Origin of the sequence: Devosia sp. BK, from assembly GCF_032907385.1 — a bacterium.
In the GTDB taxonomy this organism is placed as follows: Bacteria; Pseudomonadota; Alphaproteobacteria; order Rhizobiales; family Devosiaceae; genus Devosia.
This window is the reverse complement of the sequence record NZ_JAIMBX010000002.1, coordinates 36,428-52,249: the sequence shown is the minus strand read 5'-3', so window position 1 is coordinate 52,249 and position 15,822 is coordinate 36,428. Positions and strand designations below refer to the sequence as shown.

General features: G+C 61.4%; 18 protein-coding genes. 11 read left to right on the top strand and 7 right to left on the bottom strand.

Annotation, left to right across the window (positions count from 1 at the left end; translation table 11 throughout):
* Positions 1–3 precede the first annotated feature (3 nt).
* From DevBK_RS12120 to DevBK_RS12110, 3 genes are all read left to right on the top strand, one after another.
* The gene (locus DevBK_RS12120) at positions 4–408 is read left to right on the top strand and encodes an RNA-binding S4 domain-containing protein (protein WP_317185651.1); all 405 of its coding nucleotides are present in this window, start codon (positions 4–6) and stop codon (positions 406–408) included.
* Positions 409–577: 169 nt separating this feature from the next.
* Positions 578–916, top strand: coding sequence for a ferredoxin FdxA (gene fdxA / locus DevBK_RS12115; RefSeq protein ID WP_061908156.1), 339 nt, complete (start codon positions 578–580; stop codon positions 914–916).
* A 361-nt stretch (positions 917–1,277) separates the two neighbouring features.
* A complete protein-coding gene (locus DevBK_RS12110) occupies positions 1,278–1,844 on the top strand; it encodes a CarD family transcriptional regulator (RefSeq protein WP_061908155.1) in 567 nt (188 codons plus the stop codon).
* Positions 1,845–2,070: 226 nt separating this feature from the next.
* Here the strand turns inward: DevBK_RS12110 and DevBK_RS12105 are convergent, their stop codons facing one another.
* From DevBK_RS12105 to DevBK_RS12090, 4 genes are all read right to left on the bottom strand, one after another.
* The gene (locus DevBK_RS12105; protein ID WP_317185650.1) at positions 2,071–4,035 is read right to left on the bottom strand and encodes a methyl-accepting chemotaxis protein; all 1,965 of its coding nucleotides are present in this window, start codon (positions 4,033–4,035) and stop codon (positions 2,071–2,073) included.
* Between the two features lie 218 nt (positions 4,036–4,253).
* Positions 4,254–4,646 carry a cupin domain-containing protein gene (locus DevBK_RS12100; protein WP_317185649.1) on the bottom strand — a complete coding sequence of 131 codons (393 nt, stop codon included), beginning with the start codon at positions 4,644–4,646 and terminating at the stop codon, positions 4,254–4,256.
* Positions 4,647–4,663: 17 nt separating this feature from the next.
* Entirely contained in the window at positions 4,664–5,200 is a 537-nt protein-coding gene (locus DevBK_RS12095; protein WP_062629523.1) for an AAA family ATPase, read from the bottom strand.
* Positions 5,201–5,202: 2 nt separating this feature from the next.
* Positions 5,203–6,030: a class I SAM-dependent methyltransferase gene (locus tag DevBK_RS12090; RefSeq protein WP_317185648.1), complete on the bottom strand. Its 828-nt coding sequence runs from the start codon at positions 6,028–6,030 to the stop codon at positions 5,203–5,205.
* Positions 6,031–6,086: 56 nt separating this feature from the next.
* Between DevBK_RS12090 and DevBK_RS12085 the strand changes: the two genes are divergently transcribed.
* From DevBK_RS12085 to DevBK_RS12060, 6 genes are all read left to right on the top strand, one after another.
* On the top strand, positions 6,087–6,884 hold the full coding sequence (locus DevBK_RS12085; RefSeq protein ID WP_317185647.1) for a ComF family protein: 798 nt from the start codon (positions 6,087–6,089) through the stop codon (positions 6,882–6,884).
* Positions 6,885–6,914: 30 nt separating this feature from the next.
* Positions 6,915–7,169, top strand: a complete 255-nt coding sequence (gene grxC / locus DevBK_RS12080; protein WP_061908150.1) for a glutaredoxin 3 — start codon at positions 6,915–6,917, stop codon at positions 7,167–7,169.
* Positions 7,170–7,190: 21 nt separating this feature from the next.
* Entirely contained in the window at positions 7,191–8,018 is an 828-nt protein-coding gene (locus DevBK_RS12075; RefSeq protein WP_317185646.1) for a carbon-nitrogen hydrolase family protein, read from the top strand.
* A 62-nt stretch (positions 8,019–8,080) separates the two neighbouring features.
* The gene (locus DevBK_RS12070; protein WP_061908148.1) at positions 8,081–8,506 is read left to right on the top strand and encodes a DUF1178 family protein; all 426 of its coding nucleotides are present in this window, start codon (positions 8,081–8,083) and stop codon (positions 8,504–8,506) included.
* Positions 8,503–8,862, top strand: coding sequence for an MmcQ/YjbR family DNA-binding protein (locus tag DevBK_RS12065; protein ID WP_317185645.1), 360 nt, complete (start codon positions 8,503–8,505; stop codon positions 8,860–8,862). The genes DevBK_RS12070 and DevBK_RS12065 overlap by 4 nt, the downstream gene beginning before the upstream one ends.
* Positions 8,863–8,930: 68 nt before the next feature.
* The gene (locus tag DevBK_RS12060) at positions 8,931–9,797 is read left to right on the top strand and encodes an aldo/keto reductase (protein ID WP_317185644.1); all 867 of its coding nucleotides are present in this window, start codon (positions 8,931–8,933) and stop codon (positions 9,795–9,797) included.
* Here the strand turns inward: DevBK_RS12060 and DevBK_RS12055 are convergent.
* Together DevBK_RS12055 and ilvD are read right to left on the bottom strand one after the other, a co-directional pair.
* Positions 9,794–10,765 (bottom strand): VOC family protein, encoded by a 972-nt coding sequence (locus DevBK_RS12055; protein ID WP_317185643.1) that lies wholly within the window; start codon positions 10,763–10,765, stop codon positions 9,794–9,796. The two genes, DevBK_RS12060 and DevBK_RS12055, sit on opposite strands and share 4 nt — an antisense overlap.
* A 348-nt stretch (positions 10,766–11,113) precedes the next feature.
* Positions 11,114–12,967 (bottom strand): dihydroxy-acid dehydratase, encoded by a 1,854-nt coding sequence (gene ilvD, locus DevBK_RS12050; RefSeq protein ID WP_317185642.1) that lies wholly within the window; start codon positions 12,965–12,967, stop codon positions 11,114–11,116.
* A 208-nt stretch (positions 12,968–13,175) separates the two neighbouring features.
* Here ilvD and DevBK_RS12045 point away from each other — a divergent pair, with 208 nt between their 5' ends.
* Positions 13,176–13,547, top strand: a complete 372-nt coding sequence (locus tag DevBK_RS12045; protein WP_317185641.1) for a hypothetical protein — start codon at positions 13,176–13,178, stop codon at positions 13,545–13,547.
* A 33-nt stretch (positions 13,548–13,580) separates the two neighbouring features.
* On the opposite strand, the gene ubiG is transcribed toward DevBK_RS12045, so the two are convergent.
* Positions 13,581–14,318 carry a bifunctional 2-polyprenyl-6-hydroxyphenol methylase/3-demethylubiquinol 3-O-methyltransferase UbiG gene (ubiG, locus tag DevBK_RS12040; RefSeq protein ID WP_317185640.1) on the bottom strand — a complete coding sequence of 246 codons (738 nt, stop codon included), beginning with the start codon at positions 14,316–14,318 and terminating at the stop codon, positions 13,581–13,583.
* Between the two features lie 182 nt (positions 14,319–14,500).
* Here ubiG and DevBK_RS12035 point away from each other — a divergent pair, with 182 nt between their 5' ends.
* Positions 14,501–15,766: an aspartate kinase gene (locus DevBK_RS12035; protein WP_062629532.1), complete on the top strand. Its 1,266-nt coding sequence runs from the start codon at positions 14,501–14,503 to the stop codon at positions 15,764–15,766.
* Positions 15,767–15,822: the final 56 nt, after the last annotated feature.

Here is a 15,822-nt window from a genome sequence, read left to right as displayed (position 1 = left end):
GCTTTGACAGGGCCGGGCGAACCTCTCCGCAAGGAGCGGCTCGACCGGTTCCTGTTTTTCTCGCGCGCCGTCAAATCGCGCACCCTGGCGCAAAAAATCATCGAGACCGGCGCCATTCGCGTCAATTCCGAGCGGACCGATCGCAGCGATCACAAGATCGGCGCGGGCGATGTGCTGACGATGTCGCTGCATGGACGGATTGTGGTCTGGCGCGTGCTCGATCCCGGGACGCGGCGCGGCCCGGCGACTGAGGCGCAGGGGCTCTACGAAGATATGTCGCCCGCTCAACCACCGCGGCAGGAGCGGAGCGCATTCGAGGCCGCGATCGCCGAGCGCCCATCCGGAGCCGGACGACCGACCAAGAAAGAGCGCCGCGAGACCGACGCACTGCGCAACGAGGACGAGTAATCCCTCCGCGCGCAAATGTCGTAAGGTGTGCGGTGCTTGCGGGTATGAGGTGGGCTTTTGCGGCCGGTTCGACGCTTGCAGGCCCGCCCAAAAAAGTTTAGCACCAAAGCCGTTGAGACTGTCGCCTAGCCCGCCCCGGCCGCGATGACCGCCAAGGACTGCCCTTTCTATGACCTATATCGTCACTGACAATTGCATCGCCTGCAAATACACCGATTGCGTGGAAGTCTGTCCGGTCGACTGTTTCTACGAGGGCGAGAACATGTTGGTCATTCATCCCGATGAATGTATCGATTGCGGCGTCTGCGAACCGGAATGTCCTGCCGAAGCCATCAAGCCCGATACCGAAAGCGGTCTCGACAATTGGCTTGAACTGAACCGGAAGTATTCGAGCGTCTGGCCCAACCTGACCGAGCGCCGCGATGAGCTGCCCGAGGCCAAGGAACGCGACGGCGAAGAAGGCAAGCTCGAAAAGTACTTTTCCGAGACGGCCGGCGAAGGCGATTGAGGCCTTCTGCGCTGGGCCGTTGAGGCTAACTATCGGACGCGTCTCGATTCGACATAGAATCGTCGCATAAAAATCAAAGTTCAGCGAACGCCAGTGCTGGCGATTCGTTCCTTTTGATTTTGCTGATTTTTTGTGCTATGGTCTCACCAAATGCAGTTAAGCCCTTCACCCAGAGCGTGCCTTAGGGCACGATTTTTTTGACACAACATCTCCTGTTGCATGGCGCTTCGGAACAAAGCGGAACCGAAGCCTGTGGGTGCTCGTACTGCTATAAGGCCCCTTTTGGGGGCAGTAGTGTGGATGGACAGTCTTTTCCGCGAGGAACTGGCCATTCTGGGGCGTCAACAAGGAGTTCCAGCTTATGGTAGCCAAGAAGTCTCAGCAGCGGCTCGGGTTCAAGACGGGTGAGTATGTCGTCTATCCGGCCCACGGTGTTGGCTTGATCGTCAACATCGAAGAGCAGGAGGTCGCTGGCCTCACGCTCGAACTGTTCGTCATCAGCTTCGAACAGGACAAGCTGACCCTTCGCGTTCCCGTTGCCAAAATCAAGTCCGTCGGCATGCGCAAGCTTGCCGAGGAAGACGAAGTCAACAACGCCCTGCACACCGTCACCGGCCGTGCTCGCGTCAAGCGCACCATGTGGTCGCGCCGCGCCCAGGAATACGAAGCAAAGATCAATTCGGGCGATCTGATCGCCATCTCGGAAGTCGTGCGCGATCTCTATCGCTCCGACGACCAGCCAGAGCAGAGCTATTCCGAACGCCAGCTCTTCGAGCAGGCCATGGATCGCATGAGCCGCGAAATCAGCTCGGTCAACAAGCTGACGCTGACCGAAGCCGTGCAGCTCATCGAAAAGCAGCTCGCCAAGAGCCCGAAGCGCACCAAGGCCGATGCGGCCGAGAGCGAAAGCGACGAAGAAGCCGCGTAAGCGCTTCTTTGAAACTGAAATTGAAAAGGCCGGCAGTGATGCCGGCCTTTTGTTTGTGATGGACAGAGACTTGGGTGGGGCTCGCGAGGTCACCCACTCCCATCCTCCCCCACCAAGGGGGAAGTGTAGCATCGCGGCCGAGGTTGGATGGTGCCTCATTCACCGGCCTTGCACCTCCCCCTTTGATGGGGAGGCTGGGAGGGGGTGTTTGGCCAGTGCGATCGCCTTAGAACTCGCTCCAGTCTTGGGCGATGGCGGCGTTGCCCTGCGAGAGGTAACGGCCAGCGGCGGCGGATTTCTGCGGAGCAGGCTTGGTGCGTGGCGCGGGCGCACGGGCAGCAGGCGCCTCGTGGCCGAGCTTGAAGATGTCGACCATGCGGTCGAGTTCGGTCGCCTGGCCTTCGGTCTGTTCGATCGCGGCGTTAGTTTCTTCGACGAGCGCCGCATTGTGCTGGGTCATTTCGTCCATCTGGCGTACGGCAACGGCGACTTCGTCGATGGCCGAAGCCTGTTCGCGGCTGTCGCGGGCAATGCCTTCCATCAGACCATTGCTGGTGCGGGCCATGTCGAGCATGAGATCGAGTTTTTTGGCGGCATCGACGACGAGTTGCGAACCGGCGGCGACTTCACGCGCGCTCTGCTCGACCAATTGCTTGACGTCGCGCGAGGCTTCCGCGGTGGACTGAGCCAGACGCCGGACTTCGACAGCCACGACGGCAAAACCCTTGCCGGCTTCACCAGCACGGGCCGCTTCCACGGAAGCGTTGAGCGCGAGGAGATTGGTCTGGAAGGCGATGTCGTCGATCATGCCGATGATGTTGGAAATGCTGGCCGAGGAGCCGGAAATGCGTTCCATCGCAGCCGTGGTCTCGGCCATCACGACGCCGCCTTCTTCTGCGGCCTGGGTGAGCGCGCCAGAAGCACGGCTCGCGTCATTGGCGTGCTCGGCATTTTGCTGCACGGTCGATGCCAGCTGTTCCATGGCCGCCGAGGTTTCCTCGATGGTCGCAGCCTGTCGGGTGGTGCGCTCGGCAAGGTCATTGGCGCCGGAGAGGATTTCGCCAGTTGCCGTCTTCAGCATGCGCGAGGTGTTACGCAGGCGGCTGACGATTTCGGCGAGGCGATCGGCCACGGCATTGGTATTGGTCTTGAGGTTGGCGAAGGCGCCTTCATATTGGCCTTCGACACGCGGGGCGAGGTCGGCCTGCGCTAGCGCGGAAAGGACTTCGCCGCTCTCGGTCAGACCACGATCGACCGTATCGATCAGGTCATTGACGCTCTGAGCAATGGCATTGAAGCCCGCATCACCGAATTCCCCCGAGACACGGCGGGAGAAATCGCCGCGGCCTGCAGCGCCGACGGCGCCATGAACTTCATTGGCAAGGCGATCCATGACCTTGGCACGATCGGCAAGGCCACGGGCGCGTTCGGCTTCTTCAGCGCTGAGCGCGGCAATCTGACGGGCGTTTTCGCGGAAGATTTCGACAGCGCGGCCCATATTGCCGATTTCATCGCGACGGGTGGCTTCTTCGATTTCGATATCGAGCTGGCCATCGGCCAAGAGACCCATTTTTTCCGTCAGGGCGCGAACTGGCGCGACGATGGCGCGGCGGCCGATCAAAATGGAGAGGACGAGGCCAAGGATGATACCGATCGCTGCGGTGCTGATCACGATGATCAAGGCGCGGTTGGAGCTGGACTCCGCTTCGGCGCGCATCGACGCCATCAGTTCACCAGAATAGGTGCTGTAGAGCTTGACCGTATCGGTCACGGTCTTTTGGGCGGTCAGGGCCTGTGCGAGAGCCGCGCGGATCTGAGTGTCATCGCCGGTCGCGGCAACGGTCAGCATCGTGCCGATCTTGTCGAAATAGGCCGCCATGACCGGCTTCACATCGGCCAGGAGGCGCAATTCTTCGGCGTCCGCGGCCGCTTCGATTACGGGGAAGCGGGCGAGCATTTCCTCGGTGCGGCGGGTGCGCTCGGCGGTGAAATCTTCGACGCGCTGCGGCTCCATGGCGAGCTGATAGGTCATGCGCGAGATGGCGATGATGTCCATGCGCAGGTCCATAGCCTCACGCGCGGCCTCTTCCTTGGCGCCGACATTGAGCATCGTATCCCGGAGGCTTGTGATCTCGCGCCAGCTCACCGTACCGAGGATCAGCGCGACGGCCGCCATGACAACGATGGTCAAAAGGAATTTCTGAAGAATAGGGAGGTGCTTTAGGGACATGGGCTTCCTGATCCGCATCCTGCGGTACGCTGACGACAAACTCCTGTCGGAGAGCCCTTCGGGCCTTTGTCCCATGTAAAGAAATAAGGCTAAAAATCGGTAAGTTTGCGCATAAACCTAAGTTTTAGGCGTCAGAGACGGCGCGTCTTCCGATAAACCATTAAAAAGACTATCGAAGTCTAGATCCGGCTCATGCTTTGAGGCAGGATAATAACGCTTTCCTGTTCTTTGGGATCGGTGCGGGCGATCAGCGCTCGAGCAGTTTGGCCCGTCGAATTAAATGGCTGATGCGGCACGCCGGCGGGAATATAGACATAGTCACCTTCCCGGACCTTATCGAGAAATTCGAGGTTCGGCCCGTGGTAGAACGAGGTCGAGCCTTCGAGCTGGAAGATGGCAGTCTCGTGATGCTCATGGAAATGCGGCTTGGCCTTGCCGCCGGGCGGTAGAACCAGAAGATGCATGCAGATGCGGGTGGCGCCGGCACTTTCTGCCGAGACGCCCGAGAAATAGTCCATGCCCTGCTTGCCGTGAAAGCCTGCGCCGCCGCGGATCACCTTGCATTCTTTCATCGTGTTCTCCCACCACCTCAAGGCAGACGATAATCCCCACTTTCAAGCGCGGCAATGACGGCTTCGATGGTGGCTTCTGGGTCAAGCCCGTCGGTTGGCAAGACGTGCCTTTCATAGACACCGAGATCGGCGAATTGGCCATGAATGTCGGTGACGACGGCGGGGTCGGTCAGGCTGTCGCCGCCGCGGGCAAGGCAGCGGGCGACAACGTCTTCCACGGACGTGCGGAGAACAATGTAATGCACTGGGCGACCGGTGGCCTCGAACGCCGGGAGCCACCAGGGGCGGACGACGCCATCGAGGAGGACGAGATAATCGTGCTCGGCATAGCGGGCAGACACATCCGCAGCGATCTGGTTGACCATGCGGTTTTGCGCATCGGACTCGGGGAGCCAAGGCGGGATGTGGCCGTTTTTGATATTGCCCCAGAAATCGTCGGAATGGACATGCACCTTGGCGATGCCGGGCCGGTGGGCAAGGGTTTCGGCCGTCGTCGTCTTGCCTGAGCCGGGCGAGCCGGAAATGATGGCGATGTGGCCCTTGAGATGGTCCATGCTTAGTCTTTCTTGAGAATATCGCCGAGGCTCATCTTGGCGCTGCCGGGGCGCAGCGGCTTTTGCTGGCTCTCGTGCGGCACCCAGCCGGCGAGCCAGATCACTTCGAGGGTGGCGCGGACGCGGCCATCGGGGTCGGATGAGCGCTCGTGATAGGCCTCGGCGGCCTTGGTGATGAGGGTGCGCGTGGCGAATTTTTTCGGACGGTCCATCAGCGGGTTTGAGGCACCGAGCGTCTTGAGTTCAGCCATGAGCGCAATGGCGCTCGAATAGCGGACGCGATGGGTTTCGACATCGGCGACCGGCAGAGCAAAGCCGGCGCGCTGGAGGAGGGCGCCGCCATCGCGAACCTGCACCATGGGCGCGACGCGCGCCGACGCGCCGCCTGAGGTGGCGACATCGGCGGCAAGAAAGGCTTCGCGCAATTCGCTAAAGCTTTCGCCGCCGATCATGGCGACGAGGAGAAGCCCATCGGGGCGCAGCTTGGCGCGGAGGCGGGCGAGATGGCCCGGCACATCGTTGACAGCCTGGAGATGGAGAAGAGAGACGACGAGGTCGAATTCGCCCGTGGGCAGGTCCGGAAAATCGTCATTGGCGAAGGCGTCGACGGGGTGAAGCGTGACTGTGCTCGATCCGGTCGCGACTTGCCTTGGCAGGAGATCGACATCGGGCGCGATCAGGATGGCGTCTGTGAAATCGCGCATATGGGCGCCAAGGCGATCGACGAGATCGTCGAAGACTAGATCGCGCACGAAATTTTCGCGCGAGGTGCGACGGCGAAGGTGGCTGCCGATTGTGGCGGCGTCGAAAATTCTGGGTGGCTGGGACATGAAAATGTCTTCCAAAAGAACTGGCCAGATGCGAGCCAGGGGGCAATAGTGGCGTTATGGAGACGGGGCGGCGGGAAGTCAAAGGGGCTGATCTGATCGCGAGCCTTTGGGCGCAGGCCCGGGCGCTCGGCACGATGGTGCTTGATCAGCTCTATCCGCCCGCCTGCGCCGTTTGCGCGGCGCCCATGGCGGGTGGGCAAGGAATTTGTGGCGCCTGTTTTGCGCAGCTCGGCTCTATCAGCGCCCCGCTCTGTCCCGTGCTCGGTATCCCTTTCGATGTGTCGCTGGGTGACGATGCGGTGAGCGCCGAGGCGCTCGCCGATCCGCCACCTTTCTCGCGGGCGCGCGCGGCGGTGCGCTATGGCGAAATCGCACAGGCGCTTGTGACGCGGCTCAAATACGGCGATCGGACTGAATTGGCGCCGTTCTGCGCGCGGCTGATGAGCGGGGCAGGGCACGAATTCTGGGCTGCACGGCCATTGCTGGTGCCGGTGCCGCTCCACGCGAGCCGATTGCGCTTCCGGCGCTACAATCAATCGCTGCTGCTTGCGCAGGCGTTGGGGCGGCAACTGGGGCTCGATGTCGATCCGCACCTTCTGAGGCGTCATCGCAAGACGCGATCGCAAATCGGGCTTTCGGGCGACGGGCGCGCGCGGAATGTACAGGGGGCGTTCGTCGCGCATGCCGATGCGCTAGTAAGACTGCGTGGGCGGCGGGTGGTATTGGTCGACGATGTCTATACGACGGGCGCGACAGTGAAGGCGGCGACGCGCGCGCTTTTGCGCGGGGGCGCGAGCGGGGTGGATATTCTGACCTTTGCGCGCGTTGTCAGGGGCGATGAAGACCCCATATAAGAGATCAACCCATCGACGGAGCCCCTTTCCATGGCCAAAATCGAAATCTACACAACCCCAACCTGCCCATATTGCCACGCGGCGAAATCGCTGCTGAACGAAAAAGGTGCCGACTATACCGAGATCACCGTGCTCGATCCTGATCTGCGCGCCGCGATGACCCAGCGGGCCAATGGCCGCCGCACCGTGCCGCAGATTTTCATCGGCGAGACCCATGTCGGCGGCTACGATGATATGGCGGCGCTCGACCGGGCCGGTGGGCTCGATCCGCTGCTCGCGCAGTAAACGTTTCCAGGGTTCAGCGTCATGAAAATCGCCGCCATCCAGATGCGTTCGGGCCTTGATCCGAACGCCAATCTTGCAGCGCTCGAACCCATGCTGCGCCAGGCCGCGGCCGAGGGCGTCGATTATGTGCTGACCCCTGAAGTTACCATGATCTTTCCGGAAAACCGGGAGCAGTTGCGTTCCGTGGCGGCGCCGTTCGAGAACCATCCGCAGCTTAAGCGCGTTGGCGAATTGGCGCAGGAACTGGGCATCCATATCCATATCGGTTCGTTGCCCGTGCCGTTGGAAGATGGGCGCTTTGCCAATCGCTCGGTGCTGTTTGCGCCCGATGGTAGCCAGCAGGCGGTCTATGACAAGATCCACCTGTTCGATGCCGATATTGCCGGGCTCAATGCCTATCGCGAAAGCGCGACCTATAAGGGAGGCGAGGAAGCCGTCGTAACGCCGCTAGGCGATTTCACGCTCGGCTTTTCCATCTGCTACGACATGCGCTTCCCGAAACTTTACAATGCGCTCGCCAATGGCGGGGCAACGCTAATTGCGGTGCCGGCAGCCTTTACCGTGCCGACGGGGCAGGCGCATTGGCATGTGCTGTTGCGGGCGCGAGCCATTGAGACCGGATCCTATGTGATCGCGGCGGCGCAAGGCGGGGTGCACCAGAATGGTCGTGCCACCTATGGGCATTCGCTGGTGATCGACCCTTGGGGGAAGATCGTCGCCGAGCTCGATCACGACGAGCCCGGTGTGCTGGTGGTCGAGATCGATCCGGCCGCGGTGGTCGAGGCGCGGCAGCGCATTCCGGCGCTGGCCAATGCAAAAGAGTTTGCGCGGCCGGGTTTGCAGAGCTGAGCGGGCTGCCTATATCCTCAAATAACCGGCGCGATCTCGCGCCATAAAAGACGACAACAGCCGTGATCCAATACGCCCTTCAGTGTTCGAGCGGACATCGTTTCGATGCCTGGTTCAAGAGTGCTTCTGCCTATGACGAGCAGAAGGCGCGCGGGATCGTGACCTGCGCCGTCTGTGGCGGCGCCGAAGTCGACAAGGCCCTGATGGCGCCGGCGGTGGCGCGCACGGATCATGAGCGGGTGCCGCTCTCGTCCTCTTCGCCGGAAGCCATAAAATTCCGCGAGCTGCTGCGGCAGTACCGCAAGAAGGTCGTCGATGAAGCCGATTATGTCGGCGATCGCTTTGCCGAAGAGGCGCGAAAAATCCATTTCGAAGAGGTTGAAGCCCGCGGCATTTATGGCCAGGCATCGCAGGATGAAATTGCCGCTCTCATCGAGGATGGCGTCGATTTCCTGCCGCTGCCCGATGTGCCCGAGGAGCACAATTGAGCCTCTTTACGCGCGCTGGGTTCGACGCGCAGCTTGGACAATTTCCGGGCGTGAGCTTTGTCGATCAGTGGGAGGCGCGGGTCGCCAAGGTAGGCGGCAAGGTGTTTTGCCTCCTATCCGACGCTGCCCCGCATCGGCTGGTGTTCAAGAGTGGCGAGGCCAGTTTCGATATTCTGACCGCGCTCGATGGCGTCGATCAGGCGCCCTATTTCGCCAAGCGGCAATGGGTTTCCGTCACCCAGGATGCGCCGCTCGGCGAGGATGATTTAAGTGCCTATATCGCCCGTTCCCACGCTTTGGTGGCGAGCGGGCTGACCAAGAAATTGCGTGCCGAGCTCGGTATTCCCACCGGCTGATCCGGTTTCCGGGGATCGAACCCGGCGCGACGATAGTTCCTTTCGCATCCACATATGGAGTGACTGATATGACCACACTCGACGCTTCCCTGTCGGGCAGCTTTGCCATCGGCGGTGACCTGAAGGTCAATCGCCTCGGCTTTGGCGCCATGCGCATTACCGGCAAAGGCATCTGGGGTCCGCCCGAAGATCGCGACGAGGCCATTCGCGTGCTGAAGCGCCTGCCGGAAGTCGGTGTCGATTTCATCGATACGGCCGAAAGCTATGGCCCCTATATCAGCGAAGAGCTGATCGGGGAGGCGCTGGCGCCCTATTCCAAGGGCACGATCGTTGCCACCAAGAGCGGCCTGACCCGCACCGGCCCCAATGAATGGCCGCAGCTCGGCCGTCCGGAATTTCTGCGTCAGGGCGCGCTGCTGAGCCTTCGTCGTCTCAAGGTCGAGCGCATCGATCTCTGGCAGTTGCACCGCATCGATCCCAAGACGCCGCGCGAAGAGCAGTTCGGCGTGATCGCCGACATGCAGAAAGAAGGCATTATCCGCCATGCGGGCCTTTCCGAAGTCAGCGTCGGCGATATCGAAGAAGCGCAGAAATACTTCAAGGTGACGACGGTGCAGAACCTCTACAACTTTGCCAATCGGCAGAGCGAAGAGGTGCTGAACTATTGCGAAAAGAACGGGATCGGCTTCATCCCCTGGTTCCCGCTGGCGGGCGGCGAACTCGTGGAAGGCCATGAAAAGGCCCGCGAAATCCTCAAGAAGCACAATGCATCGGGCAGCCAGATCGCGCTCGCCTGGCTCTTGAAGCGCTCGCCGGTCATGCTGCCCATTCCGGGCACAGGCAAGGTCAAGCACCTCGAAGACAATGTCGCCGCCGCTGCGCTAAAACTCAGCGACGAAGATTTTGCGACGCTGGATGCGATCGCCGGTCGCTAAGCTTTAGCGATCGTCACCAAGGTACCCCAGGGGTCGGTTGCCGTCAGGCTGCCGGCCTCTTCTTTTAGGTCGATACCGGCGGCGGCCAGACGCTCGCGCGTGGCGTTCAGCGTTGCCTCGTCAATTGCGGAGAGGGTGAAGCCGGCAAGACCGGTGGCCCCAGCATTCCGCTGACCGGCGCCAAGGCTTTCCCAAGTGTTGAGCGCGACGTGATGGTGGTAACGCCCGCTCGATAGGAACAGCGCATCCTCGCGGCCGCTGGTGGTGTCGAGGCCGAGGGCGACCCCGTAAAAGTCACCTGCGGCTGGGATATTGCCGGCACGCAGGTGGATGTGGCCGATGCGGGTTCCTGACGGGGCGGCGCTAAAAGTGTCGCTTTGTGTATCGGTCAGTGCCAAGAGGCCATCGAAATCGATCGCCTCGGAGCCCATGACGATGCGGGTGCCGTCCCAAGTCCAGAAGGCGGGGTCACGATCGGCATAGACTTCCACGCCATTGCCTTCGGGATCGTCGAGATAGACTGCTTCGCTGACGCGGTGATCGGCAAAGCCACGGAACTGATATTGCGCCATGGCGGTGTGGATGAGCCATGAGGCGAGATCGGCGCGCGAGGGCAGCAGGAAGGCGGTGTGATAGAGGCCGGCGGCCATGGGACCTTCTGGCTGACCCTCTGGGTGATGTTCGAGCGTGAGAAGGGTGATGCCATCGACGCCGAGGCGAGTGCTGGCGCCCGCTTGGTCGAGAACAGCTAAACCAATGATCTCGGTATAGAAGCCGATCATCGTCTCGAGATCGCGCACCTTCAGCGTGACGTCGCGTACATGGAGCGGGGTCGATGTAGCGAACATGCCTTGATAGTCCGGCAAAATGGAGAAGTTTCCGCCTTCGGCGCGTATGGCACCTGCGAGAGCGGCCGAGGCGGTGCTGGCGCCGGCAAGACGCAGGATGTGGCGGCGGGTAACATTCATGACGCGGTCTCCGAAAGGCTGGCGACGTCATAGCGCAACGGAGTGCTGGGACCGAGAAAATTGGCGCATCGGCAGGCGAATGCATTGTTCGCTCGCTCAGGACGGCCAAAGGTTTTTGCGATTTTTGGGAGGTTAGGTCGGCCCGATAGGGAGGGTGGAATCCCCGCTATCGAGCCTGACCAGATTAGCTGTCTTGGCAGACCGCTAAAGTGGCTGGGCGGGGCTATAGCAGCGCGTTCGGCGCTTGTCACGCGATTGTCGTATTGAGGTGTGGAGAGAGTGCCCCCACCTAGCCTCCCCCTGGGAGGGGGAGGGAGGGATCGCGTTTGTGTCGGCCGCAGTGGCCAATCAGTGCCAGAGCTTGTCGATGGCCTTGGTGTCGCGGACGGCGCCCTTGGAGGCCGAGGTGACGAGGGCGGCATAGGCTTTGAGGGCGGTGGTCACCTTGCGCTTGCGCGGGTGAGCCGGACGCCAGCCGAGCTTGTCCTGTTCGGCGCGGCGTGTGGCCATTTCGGCGTCGGAGACCAAGACGTTGACAGTCCGGTTGGGGATGTCGATCTCGATGATGTCGCCTTCGCGCACGAGGCCGATGGCGCCGCCTTCGGCCGCTTCCGGCGATGCGTGCCCGATGGAAAGCCCAGAGGTGCCGCCCGAGAAGCGTCCATCGGTCAGAAGCGCACAGGCTTTGCCGAGCCCCTTCGATTTGAGGTAGCTCGTGGGATAGAGCATTTCCTGCATGCCGGGGCCGCCCTTGGGGCCTTCATAGCGGATCACCAGAACGTCGCCGGGCTTGATCTCGTTGGAGAGGATCGCCTTGACCGTGGCATCCTGGCTTTCGAACACGCGGGCCGGGCCGGTGAATTTGAGAATGGAATCGTCAACACCGGCCGTTTTCACGATGCAGCCGTCCACAGCGATATTGCCCTTGAGCACGGCCAAGCCGCCGTCCTTGGAAAAGGGATTTTCCGGCGAACGAATGACGCCATTGGTGCGGTCGGTGTCGAGATCGGTCCAGCGATTGGACTGGGAGAAGGCTTCGGTGGTGCGCACGCCGCCGGGCGCGGCCATGTAGAAATTGCGCACGGCTTCGGAATTGGTGCGGGAAATATCCCACTTGTCGATGGCGTCGCCCATCGTCGCGGCATGCACCGTCGGCTCTTTGCGATTGATCAGGCCGCCGCGATCGAGCTGGCCGAGGATTGCAAAAATGCCGCCAGCGCGGTGGACGTCTTCCATATGCACGTCGTTCTTGGCCGGCGCGACTTTCGAGAGCACCGGGACGCGGCGCGAGAGAGCGTCGATATCGTCCATGGTGAAATCGACGCCGCCCTCATGGGCTGCAGCGAGGATGTGCAGCACGGTATTGGTCGAGCCGCCCATGGCGATATCGAGCGCCATAGCGTTTTCAAAAGCCTGCTTCGTCGCGATCGAGCGCGGCAGCACGGTTTCGTCGTCCTGCTCATAGTAGCGGCGAGCGAGGTCGACGATCAGATGGCCGGCTTCCTGGAAGAGGCGCTTGCGATCGGAGTGCGTCGCAAGGGTCGAACCGTTGCCGGGCAGCGAGAGGCCCAGAGCCTCGGTGAGGCAGTTCATCGAATTGGCCGTGAACATGCCCGAGCAGGAGCCGCAGGTGGGGCAGGCGGCTTCTTCGACGGCCTGGACTTCTTCGTCGGTGTAATGATCGTCGGCCGCCATCACCATGGCGTCGACGAGGTCGAGCGCCTGCAGCTTGCCCTTGACGATCGCCTTGCCGGCTTCCATCGGGCCGCCGGAAACGAAAACCACCGGGATGTTGAGACGCATGGCGGCGTTGAGCATGCCGGGGGTGATCTTGTCGCAATTGGAAATGCAGACCATGGCGTCGGCGGTGTGGGCGTTGACCATGTATTCGACCGAGTCGGCGATGATGTCGCGGCTCGGCAGCGAATAGAGCATGCCGTCATGGCCCATGGCGATGCCATCGTCGACTGCGATGGTGTTGAACTCTTTCGCAACACCGCCAGCGGCTTCGATTTCACGGGCGACGAGCTGGCCGAGATCCTTCAAGTGCACGTGGCCGGGCACGAATTGGGTGAAGGAATTCACCACCGCGATAATCGGCTTGCCGAAATCGCCTTCCTTCATGCCGGTGGCGCGCCACAGGCCACGTGCGCCGGCCATGTTGCGGCCATGAGTGGTGGTGCGTGAGCGATAGACGGGCATGGCGGTTCCTCGAAGTGTTGCGCCGGTGGGGCCGAGATTGGTTGCCCTGTTTAGACCCATTCCAGGGCAGCTTCAAGGAATTACCGTACCGTGCGGTACGGTTTGTGATCGACGCTGCCGGGATGGCGAGAGGCGAGCCCAAAGAAAAGTGAATGAACGTCGGCTTTAGGCCACGCGTTCGGCCCTCATCAAGAAGGAGGATTTTTCCATGGACGCCATTCCAAATACGATTGCCGAAGGCATGAAGGTTTTCGATAGCGCGATGCATTCGATCGGCAAGGTCGACACGTTCCGCATTACCGATGAAGCGCCGGATCAGCCGGAGATCGATGCGGCCGGTGTAAGCCCGGTGCTCGAAGAAGAACGCGATACGATGTCGGCGCTTTTGGCCGATGTGTTCAGCCCCGGGGACGACCTGCCCCGTGAATTGCAGGAAAAGGCGCTGCGCGAAGGGTTTGTCCGGCTCGACGCCGATGGCTTCCTCGCCTCTGACCGCTATATTTTCCCCGAGCACATCGATCGGGTCGAAGGGGATCGGTTGATCCTCAATGTCCGCAAGGATGATCTACTGAAGGCATAAACAAAGGAGCCCGCGTCAAGCGGGCTCTTTTTCTTAGGCGGGGCGGTGGGCGAGGACCATGTAATTGATCCCGGTATCCTCCGAGAGCCGCCATTCGTCGGCGATGGGGTGAAAGACGACACCCTTGTCTTCGATCACTTTCAGGCCATTGCGGGTGATGAGGCTGTGGATCTCGTCGGGCGTGAGAAACTTCCGCCAGTCGTGGGTGCCCTTGGGCAGCCAGCGCAGCACATATTCGGCGCCGACCACGGCAAGCGCATAGGCGCGGGCGGTGCGGTTGAGGGTGGCGGTGAACATCAGGCCGCCCGGCGCGACCAAGTCGGCGCAGCTTTTCATATAGAGCGGGACATTATCGACATGTTCGACGACTTCCATATTGAGGACGACGTCGAATTTGTCGCCGGCCGTTGCGAGGGTCTCGGAGGTCGTGACGCGATAATCGATGTCGAGATCGGATTTCTCGGCATGGATTTTGGCGATCGTTATGTTGCGCTGGGCCGCATCGACGCCGGTGACCGTGGCGCCGAGCCGGGTCAGCGGTTCGCAGAGAAGGCCACCGCCGCAGCCGATGTCGACGATCTTCAAGCCTTCAAGCGGGCGCATGATGGTCGTGTCGCGGCCAAAATGGCTGATGAGATTGTCGCGGATATAAGCAAGACGCACCGGGTTGAACTTGTGGAGCGGCTTGAACTTGCCCTTGGGGTCCCACCACTCTTCGGCCATGGCCGTAAACTTGGCGATTTCGGCGTCGTTGATCGTGGTCTCGGACATGGGGAACTCCTTTGTCCCCATATGGCCCAGCTTGAGGCTTCCGTTCAAGGCGCGGGGTGACGCAGGCAGCGTGATCCCAGTTGATCCCATCGCCGGTTTGTGGCATTCCCCCGCGCTAATGAAAGCGTACCGCCGGGTTCGGCGGAGAGTGCTTTGGATTGTCGCTTTAGCCGGGGAAGCCAGTGGCCCGTATCGTCGTCAAGTTCGGTGGCACTTCGATGGCCAATATCGAACGCATCCGCCATTCCGCTCTCCATGTGAAGCGCGAGATCGAAGCCGGCAATGAAGTTGCCGTCGTCGTCTCCGCCATGTCCGGCAAGACCAATGAACTGGTCGGCTGGGTCAATGACGCCAGCAAATTCCACGACGCGCGCGAATATGATGCTGTCGTGGCTTCGGGCGAGCAGGTGACGGCCGGCCTGATGGCCATCGTGCTCAGCGAAATGGGCATCCAGTCGCGGTCTTTCGCTGGCTGGCAGGTACCGATCCATACCGACGACGCGCATGGCGCGGCGCGGATCACCGGGATCGATCCGACCGAACTCGACAAGCGCATGAGCGATGGCTGGGTGCCTGTCATCACCGGCTTCCAGGGCATTTCGCCCCATGGCCGGGTGACGACGCTGGGCCGCGGTGGTTCGGACACCTCGGCCGTTGCGGTTGCCGCAGCAGTGGGCGCGGATCGCTGCGATATCTATACCGATGTGGACGGCGTCTATACGACCGACCCGCGCATCGTCCCCAAGGCCCAGCGCATGACCAAGATTTCCTTTGAGGAAATGCTTGAGATGGCCTCGCTCGGCGCCAAGGTCTTGATGATCCGCTCGGTCGAAATGGCCATGGCGCACAAGGTTCGCCTTCTGGTGCGCTCCAGTTTTGATGACCCCAATGCGCCCCAGATTGCGCCCGATGGGTCGCCCGGTGTTCCCGGCACGCTCGTTTGCGATGAGGATGAGATCATGGAAAAGCAGATCGTTTCGGGCGTGACGCTCGCCAAGGCCGAGGCCAAGATCACCCTGCGCGATGTCAAGGACAAGCCCGGCGTCGCCGCTGCCATCTTCGGCCAGCTCGCCGACGAAGGCATCATCGTCGACATGATCGTCCAGAACATTGCCGATGATGGCGCGACGACCGATATCACCTTCACCGTGCCCGACAGCGAATATGACAAGGCCGTCCGCGCGCTCGAAGAAAATGGCGGAAAGTTCGAATATGCGCGCCTTTCCGGCTCGAAGGGCGGGGCGAAAGTCTCGGTGGTGGGTGTCGGTATGCGCAGCCATGCCGGGGTCGCCTCGACCATGTTCAAGGCGCTGGCCGACAAGGGCATCAACATCCAGCTGATCACGACTTCGGAAATCAAGACCTCGGTATTGATCGACGAGGAATATGCAGAGCTTGCGGTCCGGGCGTTGCACACCTATTACGGATTGGACAAGAAGGACGCCTGATCTCGTTTCGAGGGGGAATGGGGCCGCGTCCGATCAAGGGGGGCGGCTCGGCGGGG

Bases quoted from the DNA above. Each gene is read 5' to 3' on its own strand.
- DevBK_RS12075 (WP_317185646.1), top strand. From the start codon at position 7,191: ATGAAAATCGCCGCCATCCAGATGCGTTCGGGCCTTGATCCGAACGCC.
- DevBK_RS12110 (WP_061908155.1), top strand. From the start codon at position 1,278: ATGGTAGCCAAGAAGTCTCAGCAGCGGCTCGGGTTCAAGACGGGTGAG.
- DevBK_RS12060 (WP_317185644.1), top strand. From the start codon at position 8,931: ATGACCACACTCGACGCTTCCCTGTCGGGCAGCTTTGCCATCGGCGGT.
- ubiG (WP_317185640.1), bottom strand. From the start codon at position 14,318: ATGTCCGAGACCACGATCAACGACGCCGAAATCGCCAAGTTTACGGCC.
- DevBK_RS12090 (WP_317185648.1), bottom strand. From the start codon at position 6,030: ATGTCCCAGCCACCCAGAATTTTCGACGCCGCCACAATCGGCAGCCAC.
- DevBK_RS12095 (WP_062629523.1), bottom strand. From the start codon at position 5,200: ATGGACCATCTCAAGGGCCACATCGCCATCATTTCCGGCTCGCCCGGC.
- DevBK_RS12100 (WP_317185649.1), bottom strand. From the start codon at position 4,646: ATGAAAGAATGCAAGGTGATCCGCGGCGGCGCAGGCTTTCACGGCAAG.
- DevBK_RS12045 (WP_317185641.1), top strand. From the start codon at position 13,176: ATGGACGCCATTCCAAATACGATTGCCGAAGGCATGAAGGTTTTCGAT.
- ilvD (WP_317185642.1), bottom strand. From the start codon at position 12,967: ATGCCCGTCTATCGCTCACGCACCACCACTCATGGCCGCAACATGGCC.
- DevBK_RS12055 (WP_317185643.1), bottom strand. From the start codon at position 10,765: ATGAATGTTACCCGCCGCCACATCCTGCGTCTTGCCGGCGCCAGCACC.
- DevBK_RS12085 (WP_317185647.1), top strand. From the start codon at position 6,087: ATGGAGACGGGGCGGCGGGAAGTCAAAGGGGCTGATCTGATCGCGAGC.
- grxC (WP_061908150.1), top strand. From the start codon at position 6,915: ATGGCCAAAATCGAAATCTACACAACCCCAACCTGCCCATATTGCCAC.
- fdxA (WP_061908156.1), top strand. From the start codon at position 578: ATGACCTATATCGTCACTGACAATTGCATCGCCTGCAAATACACCGAT.